Below are 17,809 nucleotides of genomic sequence, written 5' to 3' on the forward strand. Positions count from 1 at the left end.
CGTTCGGGCCACCCTAATCGGTGGCCCGGTTTTTTTAAGTCAATATTCTTACATTGAATCTTTTTGATTACTATTTAACTAAAGGACCTTATGCAAAATAAAAAGTATTTTTATGGGTTTGTCGTTTTATTACTTTTAAACCAATCCTGTGTCTTACAGAATCCAAAAAATCTAATTGATGTTTATTCATCAGAAGGCTATAAATTGGTTTGGAATGACGAATTTAATCAAGATGGGCCACCCAATCCAGCGAATTGGGGTTATGAAAAAGGTTTTGTACGTAATGAAGAGCTGCAATGGTATCAGCCTGAAAATGCCTTTTGTAAAGATGGCAAGTTGATTATCGAAGGCCGGAAAGAACAAAAGCCCAATCCGCTTTATGTAGAAGGAAGTAATGACTGGCGCAAAAAGCCCAAAAATATAACCTATACTTCAGCCTGTATCATTACCAAAGGCTTGCAAAGCTGGCAATATGGCCGTTTCGAAATGAGAGGCAAAATTGACATCTCAGATGGACTTTGGCCGGCGTTTTGGACATTGGGCTTAAAAGGCCACTGGCCTGCCAATGGAGAGATCGACATTATGGAGTATTATGAAGGAAAATTATTGGCCAATATCGCTAGTTTAGGTGCCAATAAAAAGCCGAAATGGTTTAGCAATACCAAAAGTATAACTGAACTGGGTGGTAAAAAATGGGCAGCATCATTTCATGTCTGGCGTATGGACTGGGATAGCGAAGCCATTAGTTTATCTGTTGACGGCCTGCTTTTGAACAGAACCTTGTTAAAAGATCTTAAAAATGATGACGGCTCAGATTTCCATCCTTTTAAACAACAACATTACCTTTTACTCAATCTGGCCATGGGCGGGATGAATGGCGGACCGCTAAATGATACTAAATTTCCCAATAGGATGGAAGTCGATTATGTTAGGGTCTATCAGAAGTAATATACCTGTAACCCCCTGTCTATCCAGAATATCGTCACCCGGGACTTGTTTCAGGGGCTTTCATTAGAAAAAACATTTCATGTTTATCAGGAATAGTGTTCCTGAAGACTAGGTATTAAAGAATAGCAAGGTGTCTCCGACTCCTTTAACCATATCGCTTATTAATCTGATCTTGCTAAAGAATCCGTAGAGACGCTATGCTTCACAATACGGTTAGTAACAACGCAAAAAGGGCTATGGAAATTAAACCATAGCCCTTTTTGGTATATTTTAATCGCTATTTCTGAACCTTGATTTCAGTTCTTCTGTTCAGTATCCTTCCTTCTTCGCTGTTATTGCTGCTAATAGGATTTTTATCCCCATGACCAACAACGGTAAAGTTGTTTCCGTTTAAACCGGCGTTGATAAAGTATGACTTTACGGCGTTTGCACGGTCTACAGAAAGCTGCATGTTATGTTCAGGAGTTCCTTCAGCAGATGAATAGCCATTAAGAATAAATTTTGTATCAGGCGATTTTTTCATTTCTGTAACTGCTTTATCCAGGATAGGGAATGAAGATGTTTTAAGTACAAAGGAGTTAAATTCAAATTGGATATTATCTAAGTTAAAGTTGGGTTTTTCAACCAGAGCTGGAGCTTCTTCTTTCTCCGGCGCAGGTGCTGGTTTTTTCTCTTCTACTGGTGGCGCCGGTTTTTCAACAGGTACCGGAACCGGTTTGGCAGCAAGTTTTTTTGTTTTACAAGAATACATGGTTAGTGTAAACAAAGTTAAGAGCATGGTAAGAAAAAGGTTTTTGGTCATGTTCATTTTTAAAATTAATTTATGTTTATTGTGTGTTTGTTGCCCAAACATACTAATAAATGATTATAGCTTATAACGATGTTTTTTTAAAGAACTTACATTTGGTGTATTTGCCATCTTAATTTACTTCAATTTTACGCAAACATATTCTCCGCTATTTCCTTTATCTATTATAATATTTTAATATGCATCGTTTCGAAAACAAAATCGCTTTAATTACCGGAAGTAGCCAGGGAATTGGTGCTGCCTGCGCCTTAAGGTTGGCCGAAGAGGGCTGTGATATTATCTTAAATGGTCATAAGTTTGATGAAAGGGGCGAAAAACTTATTGCAGATATAAAGGATCTGGGCAGAAGAGTAACTTTTTTAGAGGCCGATTTAAGTAAAGCTGATGCGGCCACCAAACTGGTAACTGATGCTATAGCAGTATTCGGCCATTTAGATATTTTGATCAATAATGCGGGCGTAGAAAAGAAGGCCAGCTTTTTGGAAGTTACGGAAGAGGATTACGACCTCGTTATGAACACAAACTTGAAAGGTGTTTTTTTTTGCATCCAGTCGTTTGTAAATTACTGTAGAGCAAGCAAAGTAGCCGGAACGGTTATCAATATGAGTTCCGTCCACGAAGAAATTGCATTTCCAAACTTTGCCGCTTACTGTGCCAGTAAAGGTGGTTTAAAGATGTTAACCAGAAATCTCGCTTCAGAATTGGCACCCTTTAATATCAGGATCAATAATGTGGCACCCGGAGCTATTTCAACACCGATCAATCAGGATTTATTGAACAATAAAGAACAACTGGAAAAAGTTATTCAAAATATTCCCTTAAAACGGATGGGTAAGGTAGAAGATGTGTCTGCAGTGGTTGCGTTTCTGGCCTCTGATGATGCCGCTTACGTAACCGGATCAACCTATTATGTTGATGGAGGATTAACCTATCATTACGAAGAACAATAGGCTAACCGGTTTGCCGGCTCAGTTGTTTATTAAGCTCTACAGCTGCACTGATTAAAGCCAGGTGGGTAAAAGCCTGTGGAAAATTACCCAGGTGCTGACCTTTTTGCCCCAGTTCCTCGCTAAAGAGTAAAAGATGGTTGGAATAACCGATCATCTTTTCAAAATTTTCAACCGCACGTTCCAGTTCTCCACTTTTAGCTAGTGCTTCAATAAACCAGAACGAACACATGTTAAAGGTACCTTCTTCACCTTCCAATCCGTCTATTTTGGTCGTGCCGTTTTTATAACGGTAAACCAATACGTCCAGCAGTAATTCGTTATCAATTGCTTTCATCGTCGAAAGCCAACGGGGCTCCAGGGGCGAGATAAAGTGTGTTAACGGCATCAGCAAGGCACTGGCATCTACATGTGTGGCACCTTTGTACTGAACCCATGCTCCTAACTTTTCATTCCAGAAATTATGGTAAATATCCTTGTAAATTTCGCTGCGGATACCGTGCCATTCCTGCTCAGGGTAAGGGAATGAACGGTCTTCGGCAATTTTAATTGCCCTATCCATCGCTACCCAACACATTAGACGTGTGTGCAGAAATTCCTTTTTCTCATTTCTGATTTCCCAGATGCCATGATCGGGTTTTTTCCATTGTTTGATTACACATTGAACCTGTTTTTCTATCAATGTCCAGAACTCGTAGGTAATTGGCTTGTGCGATTTGTTATAAATGTAAATCGTATCAATCAATTCTCCATAAATATCAATCTGTAACTGGCTGGCTGCTTCATTGCCAATGCGCACAGGTTTCGACGATAGGTAACCTTCAAACTGGTCAGCTTCTACTTCTTTTATTTTCGTATTACCATCAATCTGATACACCAGTTGCAAATCTATTTTCTGACAAAGATTAAATATCCAGTCCATAAATGCAGTAGCCTCATCAAAAAAGCCGAGCCTTAAAAATGCATACATGGTAAAAGCCGCATCCCTGATCCAGGTAAAACGGTAATCCCAGTTACGGTTTCCACCGATCGTTTCGGGCAAACCAAAGGTAGGCGCAGCCACTACCGAACCAAATTCTGCTGAAGTAAGCAACTTTAAGGTAATTGCCGATCTCCTGATAATTTCATCATAACGGCCTCTATAAGTAGTCTGGTTGATCCATTCCCGCCAGTAATCGACGGTTTTGCGGTAGCCATGTTCTTTGTAATGGGCTAAATCAGCTGCAACCTCATCATTTTCAATAATTTCCATGATGATGTGAGCTGTTTCCGACTCCTTGAGCGTAAATTCAGCATAGCCAGTACCTTTTTCAATATGTAACGGTACATCTGCTTTTAGTTTTAAGGTTAGTTTTTCTGTTTTGGAGAAAAATACCAGTTCGTCATTTTCATGCTCAACCGTATGTTTACTTTTCGTGTAGCCGAAAGCTGGTACGCAGAAAACTTTAAAAGTAATATTGCCCCTGATGGATTTGATCTGCCGCACAATGGCACTCGGGAAATCTGTTTCTTTCGATAATGGCATGTAATCGCTAAGCTCTGCGATGCCATGTTCGGCGAAAAACCTCGTCAGGAGAACTGCTGTTCCCGGTAGGTAAAGTTGCTTGCTGGTGAAGTTGTCAAGCTGTGGTTCTACCGAGAAATAACCTCCCTTTTCCGAATCGAGCATCGAGGCAAAAACGGTGGGCGAATCAAATTTTGGTACGCACAAAAAATCTATCGAGCCTTCTAGCGAAACCAACGCTACAGTTTTAAGGTTGCCGATCACGCCATAGTTTTCTATCGGCTGGAAAGGTCGTTTTTTGTGCTTTGCCATATTTAAGGTACAATTTACTTAAGCAAAGGAATAATGCTTTGCTTTTGTTTTGCCTTTAATAACACTAAGCGTTGTAAAATACGAAAATAAGCTACACTTTTAAGTTTGGCACCAGGTTTAAAAAAGCCTGTGCATTGGCCGCATACTTCTTTTTATCGAGTTTGAAATAAAATGCCCCTTTTTTAGAGCCTGTTCTATCTTTTTCGGCCAGTTTAATCAATAATCCGGTTGAGGTAATTTTACGGCTGAAATTTCTGGTATCGATTTTAGTATCGTTTACCTCTTCGAAAAGGATATGCAATTGCGGAATCGTAAATTTTTTAGGCAGCATTTCAAACAATATGGGGTGGAGGGCCGCTTTATACCTTAATTTTTTTCGGGCATCAATAACCATTTGATTATGATCGAAAATAAGTTTAGGCCTCTCGTTAATCAAAAACCATTCCGCCTCATAATCGTCATTCAATTGTGCCTCATATTTATGGATATCAATAAGGGCAAAATAACCCACAGAAAGCGTTCTTTCAATCGGATCGCGATGAGGTTCCCCATAAATCTGCATCTGTTCCAGGTAAACCCCTTCTAAACCCGTCATTTTTTTGAGAACCCTGTTTGCTGCATCATCCGGACTTTCATCCGGGCCTACGAAACCGCCCATTAAACTCCATTTGTTTATTTCGGGTTCTAAACCCCGCTTCACCAATAGAATTTTTAGATGTTCGCCATCAAATCCAAACACAATGCAATCAACAGCAACTAGATAATGCGGCTGCCTGGAATATTCAATCATTTCTTATCAAGGTTTAAAGGGCTTAATATGTTTAAATTTTCACGAAAATAAAAATTATTATTAATTGTCGTTTTGACAATTAATAATAATTTTATAATTTGGCCGATTAGATGGCAGGGCTGTGCGCCCTTCTTTTTTCTAACAGTTGATCAATAAAAAATGAACCAGACATTCGAACTAGACAGTAATCCGCATACCCGGCTGAATATATTAACCGGTGAGTGGGTTTTAGTATCCCCCCACCGTACAAAACGGCCCTGGCAGGGTAAAGTTGAAGACATCAGCCCGGATAACCGCTCCGAATATGATCCAAAATGTTATTTATGCCCTGGAAATGGCAGAGCAGATGGTGATACCAACCCTGCGTATACAGAAAGTTTTGTTTTCAACAATGATTTCGCCGCGCTGCTGCAAGATACGCCGGCTGGTGAAATGAATGAAAGTGACTTGTTGGTGGCGAACAACCAGCGTGGGTTATGTAGGGTAATCAGCTTTAGCCCTAAACATAATCTTACACTTCCCGAAATGAGTTTAGAGGCAATAACAGCTGTGGTTAATGTTTGGCAGAACGAGTTTAACAGTTTGGCAGGGAACGATTGGATAAAATATATTCAGATTTTTGAAAATAAAGGTGAAATAATGGGATGTAGTAATCCGCACCCACATGGTCAGATCTGGTCGCAGGGCGATGTCCCTTTAGAAATTGCCAAAGAAACAGCGCGTCAGAAAACTTACTATGCCATTCATAGAAGAAGTTTACTTGCCGATTATTTAAGGCTGGAGCAAAAGAAAAATGAGCGCATTGTGTTTGAAAATGAGCATTTTTCAGTATTGGTACCTTTTTGGGCTGTTTGGCCTTATGAAACCATGATCATCAGCAAACGGCATGTAAACAGCATTAAACTTTTTACTGCTGCCGAAAAGAAATCACTGGCAGAGGCCATTAAAGTCCTGACTACCAAATACGATAATCTGTTCGAAACGTCATTTCCTTATTCGGCAGGTATGCACCAGGCGCCTGTAAACGATGGTGATTATCCGGAATGGCATTGGCATATGCATTTTTATCCACCATTGCTTCGCTCGGCATCTGTGAAAAAATTTATGGTAGGTTATGAAATGCTCGCCAATCCTCAACGCGATATTACGCCTGAATTTGCGGCAACCCGATTGAAAGAAATGTCTACCGTACACTATAAAACCAGCAAGGCTGAAGACTAAATATCAAATAATGAATGCACAACATTTAAAAAATACATTTAAAAGACTTTTCAATTCCGAACCGATTTTGGTTCGTTCGCCGGGAAGGATTAACATTATTGGCGAACATACCGATTATAATGGTGGTTTTGTAATGCCTGCTGCTATTGATAAAGCTATTTATGTCGCTATATCAAAAAGAGAAGATGATGAAATTCATTTATTTTCAGAAAGTTATCAGCAGTTTGATATCTCCTCTGTAAAAAACTTGCAGAAATCAGAAAATAGCTGGGCAAACTACATTTTAGGTGTAGCCGATCAGCTAAAAGAACGAGGTTACCAGTTAGGCGGTTTTAATTTTTATATTGATGGCGATGTGCCGTTGGGCGCAGGCTTATCATCATCGGCGGCAGTAGAGTGTGCAACGGGTTTTGCACTAGATCAGCTTTTTTCGCTTGAGGTTCCAAAAATGGACATTGCTTTAATTGCACAAAAGGCAGAACAGACATTTGCCGGTGTTAATTGTGGAATTATGGATCAGTTTGCTTCTGTATTTGGTAAAAAAGATCAGGCTATTATGCTCGATTGCCGATCGATGAAACATATTTATATCCCGTTAAAATTAGACGGGTATAAACTTTTACTTTTAAATACCAATGTAAAACATGCCCTTGCCGATTCTGCCTATAATAAAAGAAGGGCTCAATGTGAGCAAGGCGTAGCCTGGATAAAAGAGCATTACCCTAACGTCAATACACTACGCGATGTAAATCTTGACATGTTGGAAGCGCATGTTAAGCCAAAAGATGAAGAAGTATTTACAAAATGCAGCTTTGTAGTGAAAGAAATCGGTCGTTTACTTACAGCGGCTGAACAACTTGAAAATGGCAACTTGCAGGGTTTAGGAAATCTGATGTTCGAAACGCACGAAGGTTTAAGCAAAGATTATCAAGTAAGCTGTAAAGAATTGGACTTTTTAGTTGAAGCGGTTAAACCTTTAGATGGTGTACTTGGTGCCAGAATGATGGGGGGCGGCTTTGGTGGTTGTACCATTAATGTTGTTAAAGAAGAAAAAATTGCGGATTTAATCGAAGAGCTGTCTTCTAAATATTTATTGCAATTTGGCCTTAAGCTAGATTCCTATACCGTTCAAACCGATAATGGAACCAGTTTATTTAATTAAAATCTAAAGGGATACCAACCAAAATAAATCAATGAAAAACAATTTATTAGACACGAAGGATTACATTGTCTTTGCAATTTACTTCGTTATTGTGGCTGCTTATGGGCTGTACATATACAATAAAAAAAAATCAGAATCTACAGGCTCTAAAGATTATTTTCTTGCTGAAGGTTCTTTAACCTGGTGGGCTATTGGTGCCTCATTAATCGCATCAAACATTTCTGCAGAGCAGTTTATCGGGATGAGTGGTTCAGGTTTTAAAATGGGATTGGCCATTGCCACCTATGAATGGATGGGTGCACTAACCTTAGTCGTTGTGGCCGTATTTTTCATCCCGGTTTATCTGAAAAATAAAATAGCCACCATGCCCCAGTTTTTACATCAGCGTTATAACGGTACCGTTGCGATGATTATGGCTGTTTTCTGGTTATTGTTGTATGTGGTGGTTAACTTAACGTCTATTCTTTACTTAGGTGCATTGGCCGTAAGCAGTATTTCCGGTTTCGATTTGAGATTCTGTATGTATGCTATTGCATTTTTTGCCATCGTCATCACCCTTGGCGGAATGAAAGTAATTGGCTATACAGATGTAATTCAGGTATTCTTCCTGATTTTAGGGGGGCTGGCAACTACTTATCTGGCTTTGAACCTGGTTTCTACACACTATGGTACAAGCGGTGTACTTGAAGGTTATAGCTTAATGACGACCAAAGCGTCAGAGCATTTCCATATGATCCTTAAACCTGATAATGAAAATTACATCGATTTACCAGGTTTGAGCGTATTAATTGGTGGCATGTGGATCGTAAACCTAAATTATTGGGGCTGCAACCAGTATATTACCCAACGTGCCTTAGGTGCCAATTTAGAAACTGCCCGTGGGGGTATACTTTTTGCCGCTTTCCTGAAACTATTAATGCCTATTATTGTGGTATTGCCCGGTATTGCCGCTTATGTATTATATAAAGATGGTGCCTTCCAAACGGAAATGTTGCAGGATGGATCCGTAAATCCCGATCGTGCCTATCCTGTATTGTTAAATTTACTTCCTGCCGGATTAAAAGGTCTTTCATTTGCCGCCTTAACCGCTGCAGTTGTAGCCTCTTTAGCAGGTAAAGCAAATAGTATTGCTACGATTTTTACTTTAGATATTTATAAAAAAGTATTAAATGTTGACGCATCAGAGAAAAACCTGGTAATGACTGGTAAAATTTCTATTGGTGTAGCCATGTTGCTTGGAGTAATAATTGCACCATTTTTGGGTATTGATAAAAAAGGAGGTTTTCAATACATCCAGGAGTATACCGGTTTTGTATCTCCGGGTATTTTTGCCATGTTTATTTTAGGTTTCTTTTGGAAAAGATCCACCTCAGGCGCAGCACTTTTTGCCACAATTGGAGGTTTTGGCTTATCCATTTTACTTAAATTTTTACCTAAATGGACAGATCTTTCATGGTTGTCGGGCATAGGCTTCTCGGTTAAGAATGCTGCTGGAATTTATGAAATTCCATTCCTCGATCGTATGGGCTTTGTATTTGTATTCTGCATTGTTGGAATGTACATCATCAGTATATTCAGCAATAAAGCTGAAGCTGAAGCCAAAGGATTGGAAATCGATGCAAAAATGTTTAAAACCTCTACCAGTTTTGCCGTAGGCGCTTTAATCATTATTGGATTATTGGTTGCGCTTTACACTGTGTATTGGTAAAGCATAACTTATAAAAACGAAAGGGATAAAATCATTGGATTTTATCCCTTTTTGTATAAAAGGGCTTTTTGAAAGATCCTGAAACAGGTTCAGGAACGCTTTTTTTCCCGCAGTCTTTATGCTGATCCGATAGCTATCAGATTTATTCCAGCATCCTCCCGGTAAAAAAATTAAAAGCAATGGCTGTTTATGATTGATGTTAATAATCAGTTATTTATCCTTCTTTGCCAGTTTCTTAACCAGCCATGGTAAAGTGAGCCCTTGCCCGATTAAGGTAAACAGAACCACCACGACTGATATAAATATAACCGCATTCCGCTGCGGAAATGCGCGGCCATCTGATAAAGTAGCCGGTAGTCCAATGGCAATAGCCAGCGAAACGATGCCTCTCATACCCGACCAGCTGATAATCAGACTATTTTTGAAATCAAGCAATGCGTCTGCTGTGATACGGTGTTTCCCTTTTTGAAAAGCTTTTTGAAGATTAACCTTTTGTATAAAAACCCGTGCCATCCGCAACAACAAGGCCACAACAGTAATGATCAGCGAATAGCCAATGTAAGGTAAAATATCTGCACTGCTGATGTTTTTATATACATAAGGGAGTTGCAGGCCAATCAATATAAAAATTAGCCCATTTAATAAGAAGATAATTATGTCCCAGATATTTTTTGACTGGTTTTTAAGCTGTTCCGGAAATACCTTGTTGCTAAACCTCGAAATGCCTAACCCTAATATAACTACAGCAATAACCCCCGAAACGTGTATTTGTTCGGCTATTAAATAAGTAACAAAAGGCATCAATAGCATAAAGCTTATGGTTACCATGCGGTTGCTGTGGGTTCGTTTAAGGATAAAAGCCAAAATTTTCGACATTACCATGCCTATCAGGAATCCACCAGCCATCAAAAAAGCAAACTCCAGGGATGCTTTCCAGAATACAAAGGCTGTTCCGGTAACTGCGGCAACCGCAAAACGATAAGCCACCAATGCGGAAGCATCATTGACTAAACTTTCTCCTTCCAGAATAGTATTGGTTTTGTTCGATAAGCCCAATCCCTTGGTAATACTCATGGCAGCCACAGCATCCGTGGCGGAAAGAATTGCGCCTAGCACAAAAGATACTGGCCAGCCCATTTCCGGAATCATGTAGTGTGCAACGATAGCAATGCCAATAGCCGTAATGAAAACAAGGCTGATAGCAAGGGTAAATATGGTATTGATATTGGTTTTAAATTCCCGGAACGAGATATTGAAGGCGGCATCGTAAAGTAATGGCGGTAAAAATATCAGGAATATAATTTCGGGGTTAATATCAACTGGTGGCAAAGCAGGTATAAAACCTACTACAATTCCGGCGATAATCAACAGAATAGGATAGGGGATTTCAATCCGGTCCGCTAAAGCAGAAAGACCAATCATCACAACTAAAATAAATATTACGATGGCGTAATTTTCCATATCTGCAAATGTAGCGATTAATCAGTGTCGGAACACTTGCCTGCAAATATAGGTTTAGAACTGATTTAAAAATTTTTCGATGGAAATAAATGATATGAAGTAAAAGGATAGATCACCCCAATACCATAAAGGATAAACTTATTTTGCCAAAATGGATAGGTAGCCCTTTGGTGTTATCGAAAGCTATGCTAACCTGGCAGGTCGCTTCTGGTGCGAAACCTAGCGTTGCAACCTGGGTCTTTTACTTTTGAAAGCTGGGCTGGAATTGGGTTTCGGCTTTGCTGTTTTTGTACCGCTTTCTTCATCAGATATTTTTACGGTAATCACATTACCCTTAAAAGTTTCGCCATTTAAGGTAGATACGATGTTTTTGGCATCTGGAAGGCTGTAAATTTCCATAAATGCATAGCCTTTACATTTCCCCGTAGCCCTGTCGCGAACTACTTTAATTGTTTCAACCCTGCCATGAAGGCTAACCCATATTGCCAGATCCATTTCTTGGATATTGTCAGGAAGGCCGCCTATGAAAATCTTAACCATTATTTTTTTATTTGAGAGAACATTGAGGGCGACTATAAAAAGCTGCTTTGTTCTTTTAGTCTTGCAAAATAAGCAAAATGATATTCTTACCCAAACTAAATTTTATCAATTTTGCGCCGTTTTATGATAATTTTTTAATGAAGGGGTTAAAATATATTGATGTTGACTGGTATAAAACGTACATTCGTTTTTCTAATCATTAAAAACACGTCAGGATTATGAGTACCCTCAGGCTAAACGCCATACTTCTTTTCGCATTATTACTTTTCATATCACCATTTGCCCAGGCTAAAATTTTATTGCCTTCGGTATTTAGTAATAATATGGTGCTACAGCAGAAAACAAATGCAGCAATTTGGGGCAAAGCAGATGCAGGCAAGGCGGTGAAAGTGATGGTATCCTGGAATAAAATTAATTACGGTGCTATTGCCGATGCCAATGGTAACTGGAAACTTAAAGTGGCAACGCCAGGTTATGGAGGTCCTTATACCATTACCATATCAGATGGAGAATCATTGGTACTAAATAATGTACTCATTGGCGATGTTTGGATCTGTTCAGGGCAGTCGAACATGGAAATGCCCCTGGCAGGGTGGGGCAAAATCCTCAATAGCGAAAAAGAAGTTGCAATGGCTAATTATCCCAATATCCGCTTATTGCAAGCTAACCATATTGCCAGTAACGTTCCGCTTAACGATGCGAAAGTGGCTAACGGGGGCTGGCAGCAGTGTAGCCCTGAGTATATTGCTGAATTTTCATCCACCGCGTACTTCTTTGCCCGAGAAGTGTATGAAAAAACTAAAATCCCCATCGGTTTAATCCATACCTCCTGGGGAGGTACAATTGCTGAAGCCTGGACAAGTGCCGAATCGCTAAAAAAGTTAGCCGATTTCACGGCAGCTGTTGATCAGATACAGAAAAGTGCTAAGAATCCACCATCAATTTCTTACGAAGAAAAATTGTTGAATTGGGTGAAGATCACTACTGATAAAGACTCAGGTAATCAGCATGGAACTTTTAAATGGGCATTACCACAGAGTGATAACTGGAGAAGCATGGCACTGCCAACCTTATGGGAAGATGCAGCACTTAAAGATTTTGATGGGGTGGTTTGGTTTACAAAAAAGGTTGTAATCCCTGAAAATTGGAAGATAAATGGAACAAAACTTAATTTGGGTACTATTGATGATAACGACATTACTTTTATCAACGGTGTAAAAATTGGTAAAACAACAGGATACAATGTTGGAAGAACATATGCTATTCCTGATGATTTGCTTAAAGTGGGAGAAAATATCATTACGGTTAGGGTTTTTGATAGCGGCGGTGGCGGTGGGATATACGGTAATGCCAACGATTTAAATTTAGCAAATGGAACCGGTAAAATTTCGTTAGCAGGAGAATGGAAATACAAAATAGGTATAAACTTTAAAAACATCGAACCTAAGCCCTACGAAGAAAATGGCCCCAACCGGCCAACGGTTTTGTACAACGCCATGATTCATCCTTACCAGCAATTCTCCATCAAAGGGGCCATCTGGTATCAGGGAGAATCTAATGCCGACAGAGCTTATCAATACCGTGTATTATTTCCTGCCATGATCAAAGATTGGCGCCAGAAATGGGGGCAGGGCGATTTTCCTTTCTATTTTGTGCAACTGGCTAATTTTATGCAGATCGATAATACTCCTACAGCGTCAGCATGGGCAGAATTAAGAGAGGCACAGCAAAAAACACTTGCATTACCAAATACAGGTATGGCCACTATTATTGATATCGGCGATGCAAAAGATATCCACCCTAAAAATAAACAGGAAGTAGGTAGAAGATTGGCATTGATTGCTTTAGCTAAAACATATGGACAAAACATAAATTATTCCGGTCCCATTTATCAATCGAATAAAATTGAAGGAAAACAGATTGTATTAACTTTTGGCAATAGCCAAAACGGATTAAAAACCGCAGATGGGGCAGTACCTACGGGTTTTGCCATTGCCGGGGCAGACCAGAAATTTTATTGGGCCAAAGCACTGATCAAAGGAAATCAGATTATTGTGAGTAGCGATATGGTGGCAAACCCCGTTGCCGTTCGTTATGCATGGGGAAACAATCCGGTAGGTAACCTGATGAGTAATGATGGCTTACCAGCTTCTCCATTTAGGACGGATACCTGGCAGGGCATTACCTTTGGAAAGAAATAGATCCTAAAAAAAAATATCCGACCTCCCAACAATTTATCTGCTACGATTGGTAGGATCATTTTTATCTGACTGATAGCAGTTAATTGGTTTTCGATATTTAACTAAATCGTTTTATGAGCCGAATATATTTGTTATTTTTACTTCAATAAGCATCTAACCAATATTCTTTATGAAGAAAATCACAATCCTATTATGTTTAATGCTGTCCGGTTTATCCATTAAATATGCAAGGGCCCAAAGTTTAACTGAATTTAATAAAAGCCCTTTAAAACAGCATGTTTATGTCCAGTTGCCTATTGGCAGTATCAAAGCCAGGGGCTGGTTGTTAAAGCAGCTGGAACAACAAAGAGATGGAGCAACAGGCATGGCCGAAGCGCTATACCCGGAAAAAGATAATCTGGGTAAAAATACCGATTGGCTAGGTGGAGAAGGCAGCAGTTGGGAGCGTGTACCTTATTATGTGAAAGGCCTGGTTGCACTGGCGTATACTTTAGATGATGCAATGCTAAAAGCGAAGGCGCAAAAGTATATTGACTGGACATTGAATCACCAACAAGCTAACGGATTATTTGGTCCGCCTAAAATGAGAGACTGGTGGCCGCGTATGCCAATGATGTATGCGCTGCAAAGTTATTATGAGGCCACAAATGATAAAAGAGTTATTCCTTTCCTCTCTAAATACTTTAAATATGAATTAGATCACCTTGATGCTGAACCTTTAAGTGAGTGGGCCAAAGCGAGAGCAGGTGATAACATGGAAATAGCCATTTGGCTTTATAATAAAACCGGAGAAAAGTATCTGTTAACGCTTGTAGAAAAGTTAAAACAACAGGCCTACCCATGGATTGATATTTATACCAACAACGGATTTTACTTTTTTGGCGACGATTTTCAGCCAAAACATATGGTTAATGTGGCCCAGGCTTTAAAGTTTCCGATAGTTTATGCGCAACTTCAAGATCTTCCTGTTAACATTCAGGCGTTTTCCAGGGGCATTAATCATATTATGCACGACCATGGTCAGCCAGAAGGTTTAGGTTCCGGAACTGAATTTCTGGCCGGTACCAGCAGCATAGAAGGAGTAGAAACCTGTACCGTAGTAGAGTGGATGCAGAGTTTGGAAACGGCTGCCAGGGTTATCCATGATGCAAAAATCGGCGATCAGTTAGAAAAAGTGGCTTTCAATGCCTTGCCCGCTCAGTTTAGCCGGGATTTTAAAAACCATTCTTATTATACATTGCCCAATCAGGTGCAGAGTATCTATGGCGAACATGGCTTTAATCAGGATTATGCTACTGGTATTGTTTCCAGTCCATATTCGGGCTTTGGCTGTTGCCGTTATAACATGCACATGGGCTGGCCCTATTATGTAAAAAATAGTGTCGTGGCCACCCCAGAGAAAGGTTTGGCTGTAATTAGCTATGGCCCAATGGAGATAGAAACTACAGTTGCCGAAAACCAAAAAGTAAAAATCACAGAAGAAACCAACTATCCCTTCGAAGAACAGATCAGATTAAAAGTTGGCCTTGCTAATCCTACATCTTTTCCACTGATTGTAAGGGTCCCGGCCTGGAGTGTAAAGCCCGAAATTAAGTTAAACGGAGTAATTTTAAAGGGCGTAAAGGCTGGAGAAATGTTCACTATAGCCCGAAAATGGCAAAATCAGGATCAATTGCAGTTGGATTTTCCGATGGTAGTTACTACGGAAAAGCAGGTAAACAATTCTGTAAGCGTAGAACGTGGCCCTATCGTTTACGCGCTGGAAATCAAGGCTTCAAAAAGAGTAACAAACACACACACTGTTGCAGGTTTTACCGATTTTGAAATCCATCCGCAATCGGCATGGAATTACGGTTTAATAGTTGATAAAAGTGGTTTAAGTACTGCCAGTTTACTTCGATCGGAGATGCCGGAGAACCCGTTCATAGCAGCTGATGCGCCACTAAAAATAAAGGCCCTGGCTAAAAAGATTCCATCATGGGGCTTAGATTACAGCAGGGTTGCCGCTTTTGATGTACCATACGGTCCAATTGCATCAGCAGAAGTGCCTGAAGAAATTACATTGGTGCCATACGGATCCGAAAATATTCGTTTAAGCTGTTTCCCTGTAATCGGTGAACCGAAAATGATCAATAAATCTTTGGTAGAAAATTTTGATCAGGGAATGGCCGGCAACTGGGTTTTTTATGGCGGTGGCTGGTTTTGGAAAGATGGTCAGATGCATGTTTCTTCAAATCCGGGGTCTGGTGGTTATGGTATAAATGGATCTAAATATGTAGCCAATGGTACAGACTTTAAGGATTTTATTTACCAGGCGGATGTCAAAATCAACACTGAAGGCGATGCTGGTTTAATGTTCAGGGCAATTAAACCTGCCATAGGGCCTGATGCTTATCAGGGCTACTATGTAGGCTTAGATCAACTTAATGGAACCATAGTGTTTGGAAAAGCTAACGGACAAAAATGGACGGTAATCAGTTCAGAAAAATTTCCCGTTGAAATGAATAGGATATATACCTTAAAGGTAGCAGCTAAGGGTGATAAATTTGATGTATTTATAAACGGATCAGCCAATCCTGTGCTTTCGGCTTCAGATAATCAATATCATTCAGGGAGTATAGGATTAAGAACATATAAGGCACTGGCAAGCTTCGATTCGGTAAAAGTTAACACCTTTTAACATCAGTATCTGGCTATCTGAAACTTTACGGCAAGGAATTTGCTGATGCTGTAATAACAAATAAAGTAATATTATGAAATTATACAGATCAATTCCCATAATGCTCTTTGCCCTTACACTTGCTGCAGGCTGTGTAAGCAATAAAAAATATGCCGAACTTCAGGATACTTATGCAAAGTTAAGAGAAAGAAATCAGGAGCTTAGCAATAAATATCAGGATAGTCAACGCGAACTTACCGGAAGTACCAGCAGGGTTAAAAGTTTAGAAGAGCAGATTGCATCAGAAAAAGCCAATGTTGTAGCATTACAGGATGCGTTAAATAAATGTTTAAATTCCAGCAGCCAGGGTAACGTGAATATTTCTAAGCTGGTTGACGAGATTAATAGTTCGAACAAGTACATCAAACAACTGATTAACGCCAAAAATAAAAGTGACTCGCTTAATATGGTGCTAACTAATAATTTAACACGTTCATTAAGCCGGGAAGAATTGGGTGATGTTGATGTGCAAGTGCTAAAAGGTGTGGTGTACATCTCTTTAGCGGATAACATGCTGTATAAATCCGGCAGCTATGAAGTATCAGATAAAGCTGGTGAAACATTAAGCAAGATTGCCAAGATTATTAAAGATTATGATACGTATGATGTACTGATAGAAGGTAACACCGATAATGTACCTATTTCTCAACCAAATATCCGTAATAACTGGGATTTAAGTGCCTTACGTGCTTCATCTGTGGTGCAGGTATTACAAAACAAATATGCTGTAGATCCTAAACGTTTAACCGCCGGTGGACGTGGGGAGTTTAACCCAATTGCAGATAATGCAACCGCCGGTGGAAAAGCGAAAAACAGACGTACACAGATCATCATAACACCTAAGTTAGATCAGTTTATGGATTTGATTGGCAAAGCGCCTGAGCAATCTCAAAAATAAATAAACATCAGGTATTGTTTATATAATGGGTTGGAAGATTAATTCCAGCCCTTTTTTATGCAAAAAAATTCTTTTCTTTTGATATCATTTACAGGTTTGAAGTCAGCGTTCACACTTAAGTGGTTAGCTTTAAGATCATTGAACGCACTGTAATGTATAAAATTTATTTTATATCGTATAATATCAGAATCTTTCATTTCAGTCTATTAATTCGTTTTAGTAAGTAAAATTATATCAATTATTATCATTAATTGTTCATAAAATATGTTTTATGTATTTTTAATAATACTTAAATTAGCTATAATTGCGCATTATTTATAAAACAATATCTGTAATGGGCGAGTTAAGAAAGGGATATGTTACAAAAATTGATTTAGAATACGGACAAGGAATCATTACTGATGAAAACGACCAGGATATTCATTTTCAATTAGATCATGTATCTGATCAGATTACTTTAAATTCAAAAATAGTTTTTGAAATTGAACTGCAGGCGTGCGGTTTGGTGGCAGTTAATGTTAAATTAGCTTTGGGAGGAATGAGGGTTAACACATTTAGTTAAAGACTTAAACAATAAGAATGTTGTGGAA

The 17,809-nt window shown here is 39.3% G+C and carries 14 protein-coding genes; 9 read left to right on the plus strand and 5 right to left on the minus strand.

Annotated features, from left to right (window positions below; genetic code table 11):
- Positions 1 to 90: 90 nt before the first annotated feature.
- Positions 91 to 948: a glycoside hydrolase family 16 protein gene (locus QZ738_RS10585; protein ID WP_293787305.1), complete on the plus strand. Its 858-nt coding sequence runs from the start codon at positions 91 to 93 to the stop codon at positions 946 to 948.
- A gap of 277 nt (positions 949 to 1,225) precedes the next feature.
- On the opposite strand, the gene QZ738_RS10590 is transcribed toward QZ738_RS10585, so the two are convergent.
- Positions 1,226 to 1,756 carry an OmpA family protein gene (locus QZ738_RS10590; protein WP_293787307.1) on the minus strand — a complete coding sequence of 177 codons (531 nt, stop codon included), beginning with the start codon at positions 1,754 to 1,756 and terminating at the stop codon, positions 1,226 to 1,228.
- 179 nt (positions 1,757 to 1,935) lie between these two features.
- On the opposite strand from QZ738_RS10590, the gene QZ738_RS10595 reads away from it, so the two are divergent.
- Positions 1,936 to 2,706: an SDR family NAD(P)-dependent oxidoreductase gene (locus tag QZ738_RS10595; RefSeq protein WP_293787309.1), complete on the plus strand. Its 771-nt coding sequence runs from the start codon at positions 1,936 to 1,938 to the stop codon at positions 2,704 to 2,706.
- 1 nt (position 2,707) lies between these two features.
- On the opposite strand, the gene QZ738_RS10600 is transcribed toward QZ738_RS10595, so the two are convergent.
- Together QZ738_RS10600 and QZ738_RS10605 are read right to left on the minus strand one after the other, a co-directional pair.
- On the minus strand, positions 2,708 to 4,519 hold the full coding sequence (locus tag QZ738_RS10600) for a glycoside hydrolase family 15 protein (RefSeq protein ID WP_293787310.1): 1,812 nt from the start codon (positions 4,517 to 4,519) through the stop codon (positions 2,708 to 2,710).
- A gap of 91 nt (positions 4,520 to 4,610) precedes the next feature.
- Entirely contained in the window at positions 4,611 to 5,309 is a 699-nt protein-coding gene (locus tag QZ738_RS10605; protein ID WP_293787311.1) for an NUDIX domain-containing protein, read from the minus strand.
- A gap of 159 nt (positions 5,310 to 5,468) precedes the next feature.
- Here QZ738_RS10605 and QZ738_RS10610 point away from each other — a divergent pair, with 159 nt between their 5' ends.
- From QZ738_RS10610 to QZ738_RS10620, 3 genes are read left to right on the plus strand one after another with little or no spacing between them, the layout of a single operon-like run.
- The gene (locus QZ738_RS10610; RefSeq protein WP_293787312.1) at positions 5,469 to 6,530 is read left to right on the plus strand and encodes a UDP-glucose--hexose-1-phosphate uridylyltransferase; all 1,062 of its coding nucleotides are present in this window, start codon (positions 5,469 to 5,471) and stop codon (positions 6,528 to 6,530) included.
- A gap of 10 nt (positions 6,531 to 6,540) precedes the next feature.
- The gene (locus QZ738_RS10615) at positions 6,541 to 7,692 is read left to right on the plus strand and encodes a galactokinase (RefSeq protein WP_293787313.1); all 1,152 of its coding nucleotides are present in this window, start codon (positions 6,541 to 6,543) and stop codon (positions 7,690 to 7,692) included.
- A gap of 31 nt (positions 7,693 to 7,723) precedes the next feature.
- A complete protein-coding gene (locus tag QZ738_RS10620) occupies positions 7,724 to 9,400 on the plus strand; it encodes a sodium/sugar symporter (RefSeq protein ID WP_293787314.1) in 1,677 nt (558 codons plus the stop codon).
- Between the two features lie 210 nt (positions 9,401 to 9,610).
- On the opposite strand, the gene QZ738_RS10625 is transcribed toward QZ738_RS10620, so the two are convergent.
- Together QZ738_RS10625 and QZ738_RS10630 are read right to left on the minus strand one after the other, a co-directional pair.
- Positions 9,611 to 10,861 (minus strand): Na+/H+ antiporter, encoded by a 1,251-nt coding sequence (locus tag QZ738_RS10625; protein WP_293787316.1) that lies wholly within the window; start codon positions 10,859 to 10,861, stop codon positions 9,611 to 9,613.
- 219 nt (positions 10,862 to 11,080) lie between these two features.
- Entirely contained in the window at positions 11,081 to 11,401 is a 321-nt protein-coding gene (locus QZ738_RS10630) for an RNA-binding protein (RefSeq protein ID WP_293787318.1), read from the minus strand.
- 218 nt (positions 11,402 to 11,619) lie between these two features.
- On the opposite strand from QZ738_RS10630, the gene QZ738_RS10635 reads away from it, so the two are divergent.
- From QZ738_RS10635 to QZ738_RS10650, 4 genes are all read left to right on the plus strand, one after another.
- Positions 11,620 to 13,602 (plus strand): sialate O-acetylesterase, encoded by a 1,983-nt coding sequence (locus tag QZ738_RS10635; protein WP_293787320.1) that lies wholly within the window; start codon positions 11,620 to 11,622, stop codon positions 13,600 to 13,602.
- 169 nt (positions 13,603 to 13,771) lie between these two features.
- The gene (locus tag QZ738_RS10640; RefSeq protein ID WP_293787322.1) at positions 13,772 to 16,282 is read left to right on the plus strand and encodes a beta-L-arabinofuranosidase domain-containing protein; all 2,511 of its coding nucleotides are present in this window, start codon (positions 13,772 to 13,774) and stop codon (positions 16,280 to 16,282) included.
- A 73-nt stretch (positions 16,283 to 16,355) separates the two neighbouring features.
- Positions 16,356 to 17,219 (plus strand): OmpA family protein, encoded by an 864-nt coding sequence (locus QZ738_RS10645; protein ID WP_293787324.1) that lies wholly within the window; start codon positions 16,356 to 16,358, stop codon positions 17,217 to 17,219.
- 334 nt (positions 17,220 to 17,553) lie between these two features.
- Positions 17,554 to 17,781, plus strand: coding sequence for a hypothetical protein (locus QZ738_RS10650; protein WP_293787326.1), 228 nt, complete (start codon positions 17,554 to 17,556; stop codon positions 17,779 to 17,781).
- Positions 17,782 to 17,809: the final 28 nt, after the last annotated feature.

The organism is uncultured Pedobacter sp., assembly GCF_913776295.1.
Taxonomy (GTDB): domain Bacteria; phylum Bacteroidota; class Bacteroidia; order Sphingobacteriales; family Sphingobacteriaceae; genus Pedobacter.

Excerpts from the sequence above, each read along its gene's own strand:
- QZ738_RS10615 (WP_293787313.1), top strand. The coding sequence starts at position 6,541 with ATGAATGCACAACATTTAAAAAATACATTTAAAAGACTTTTCAATTCC.
- QZ738_RS10585 (WP_293787305.1), top strand. The coding sequence starts at position 91 with ATGCAAAATAAAAAGTATTTTTATGGGTTTGTCGTTTTATTACTTTTA.
- QZ738_RS10620 (WP_293787314.1), top strand. The coding sequence starts at position 7,724 with ATGAAAAACAATTTATTAGACACGAAGGATTACATTGTCTTTGCAATT.
- QZ738_RS10600 (WP_293787310.1), bottom strand. The coding sequence starts at position 4,519 with ATGGCAAAGCACAAAAAACGACCTTTCCAGCCGATAGAAAACTATGGC.
- QZ738_RS10610 (WP_293787312.1), top strand. The coding sequence starts at position 5,469 with ATGAACCAGACATTCGAACTAGACAGTAATCCGCATACCCGGCTGAAT.
- QZ738_RS10605 (WP_293787311.1), bottom strand. The coding sequence starts at position 5,309 with ATGATTGAATATTCCAGGCAGCCGCATTATCTAGTTGCTGTTGATTGC.
- QZ738_RS10590 (WP_293787307.1), bottom strand. The coding sequence starts at position 1,756 with ATGAACATGACCAAAAACCTTTTTCTTACCATGCTCTTAACTTTGTTT.
- QZ738_RS10645 (WP_293787324.1), top strand. The coding sequence starts at position 16,356 with ATGAAATTATACAGATCAATTCCCATAATGCTCTTTGCCCTTACACTT.
- QZ738_RS10625 (WP_293787316.1), bottom strand. The coding sequence starts at position 10,861 with ATGGAAAATTACGCCATCGTAATATTTATTTTAGTTGTGATGATTGGT.
- QZ738_RS10650 (WP_293787326.1), top strand. The coding sequence starts at position 17,554 with ATGGGCGAGTTAAGAAAGGGATATGTTACAAAAATTGATTTAGAATAC.
- QZ738_RS10595 (WP_293787309.1), top strand. The coding sequence starts at position 1,936 with ATGCATCGTTTCGAAAACAAAATCGCTTTAATTACCGGAAGTAGCCAG.
- QZ738_RS10630 (WP_293787318.1), bottom strand. The coding sequence starts at position 11,401 with ATGGTTAAGATTTTCATAGGCGGCCTTCCTGACAATATCCAAGAAATG.
- QZ738_RS10640 (WP_293787322.1), top strand. The coding sequence starts at position 13,772 with ATGAAGAAAATCACAATCCTATTATGTTTAATGCTGTCCGGTTTATCC.
- QZ738_RS10635 (WP_293787320.1), top strand. The coding sequence starts at position 11,620 with ATGAGTACCCTCAGGCTAAACGCCATACTTCTTTTCGCATTATTACTT.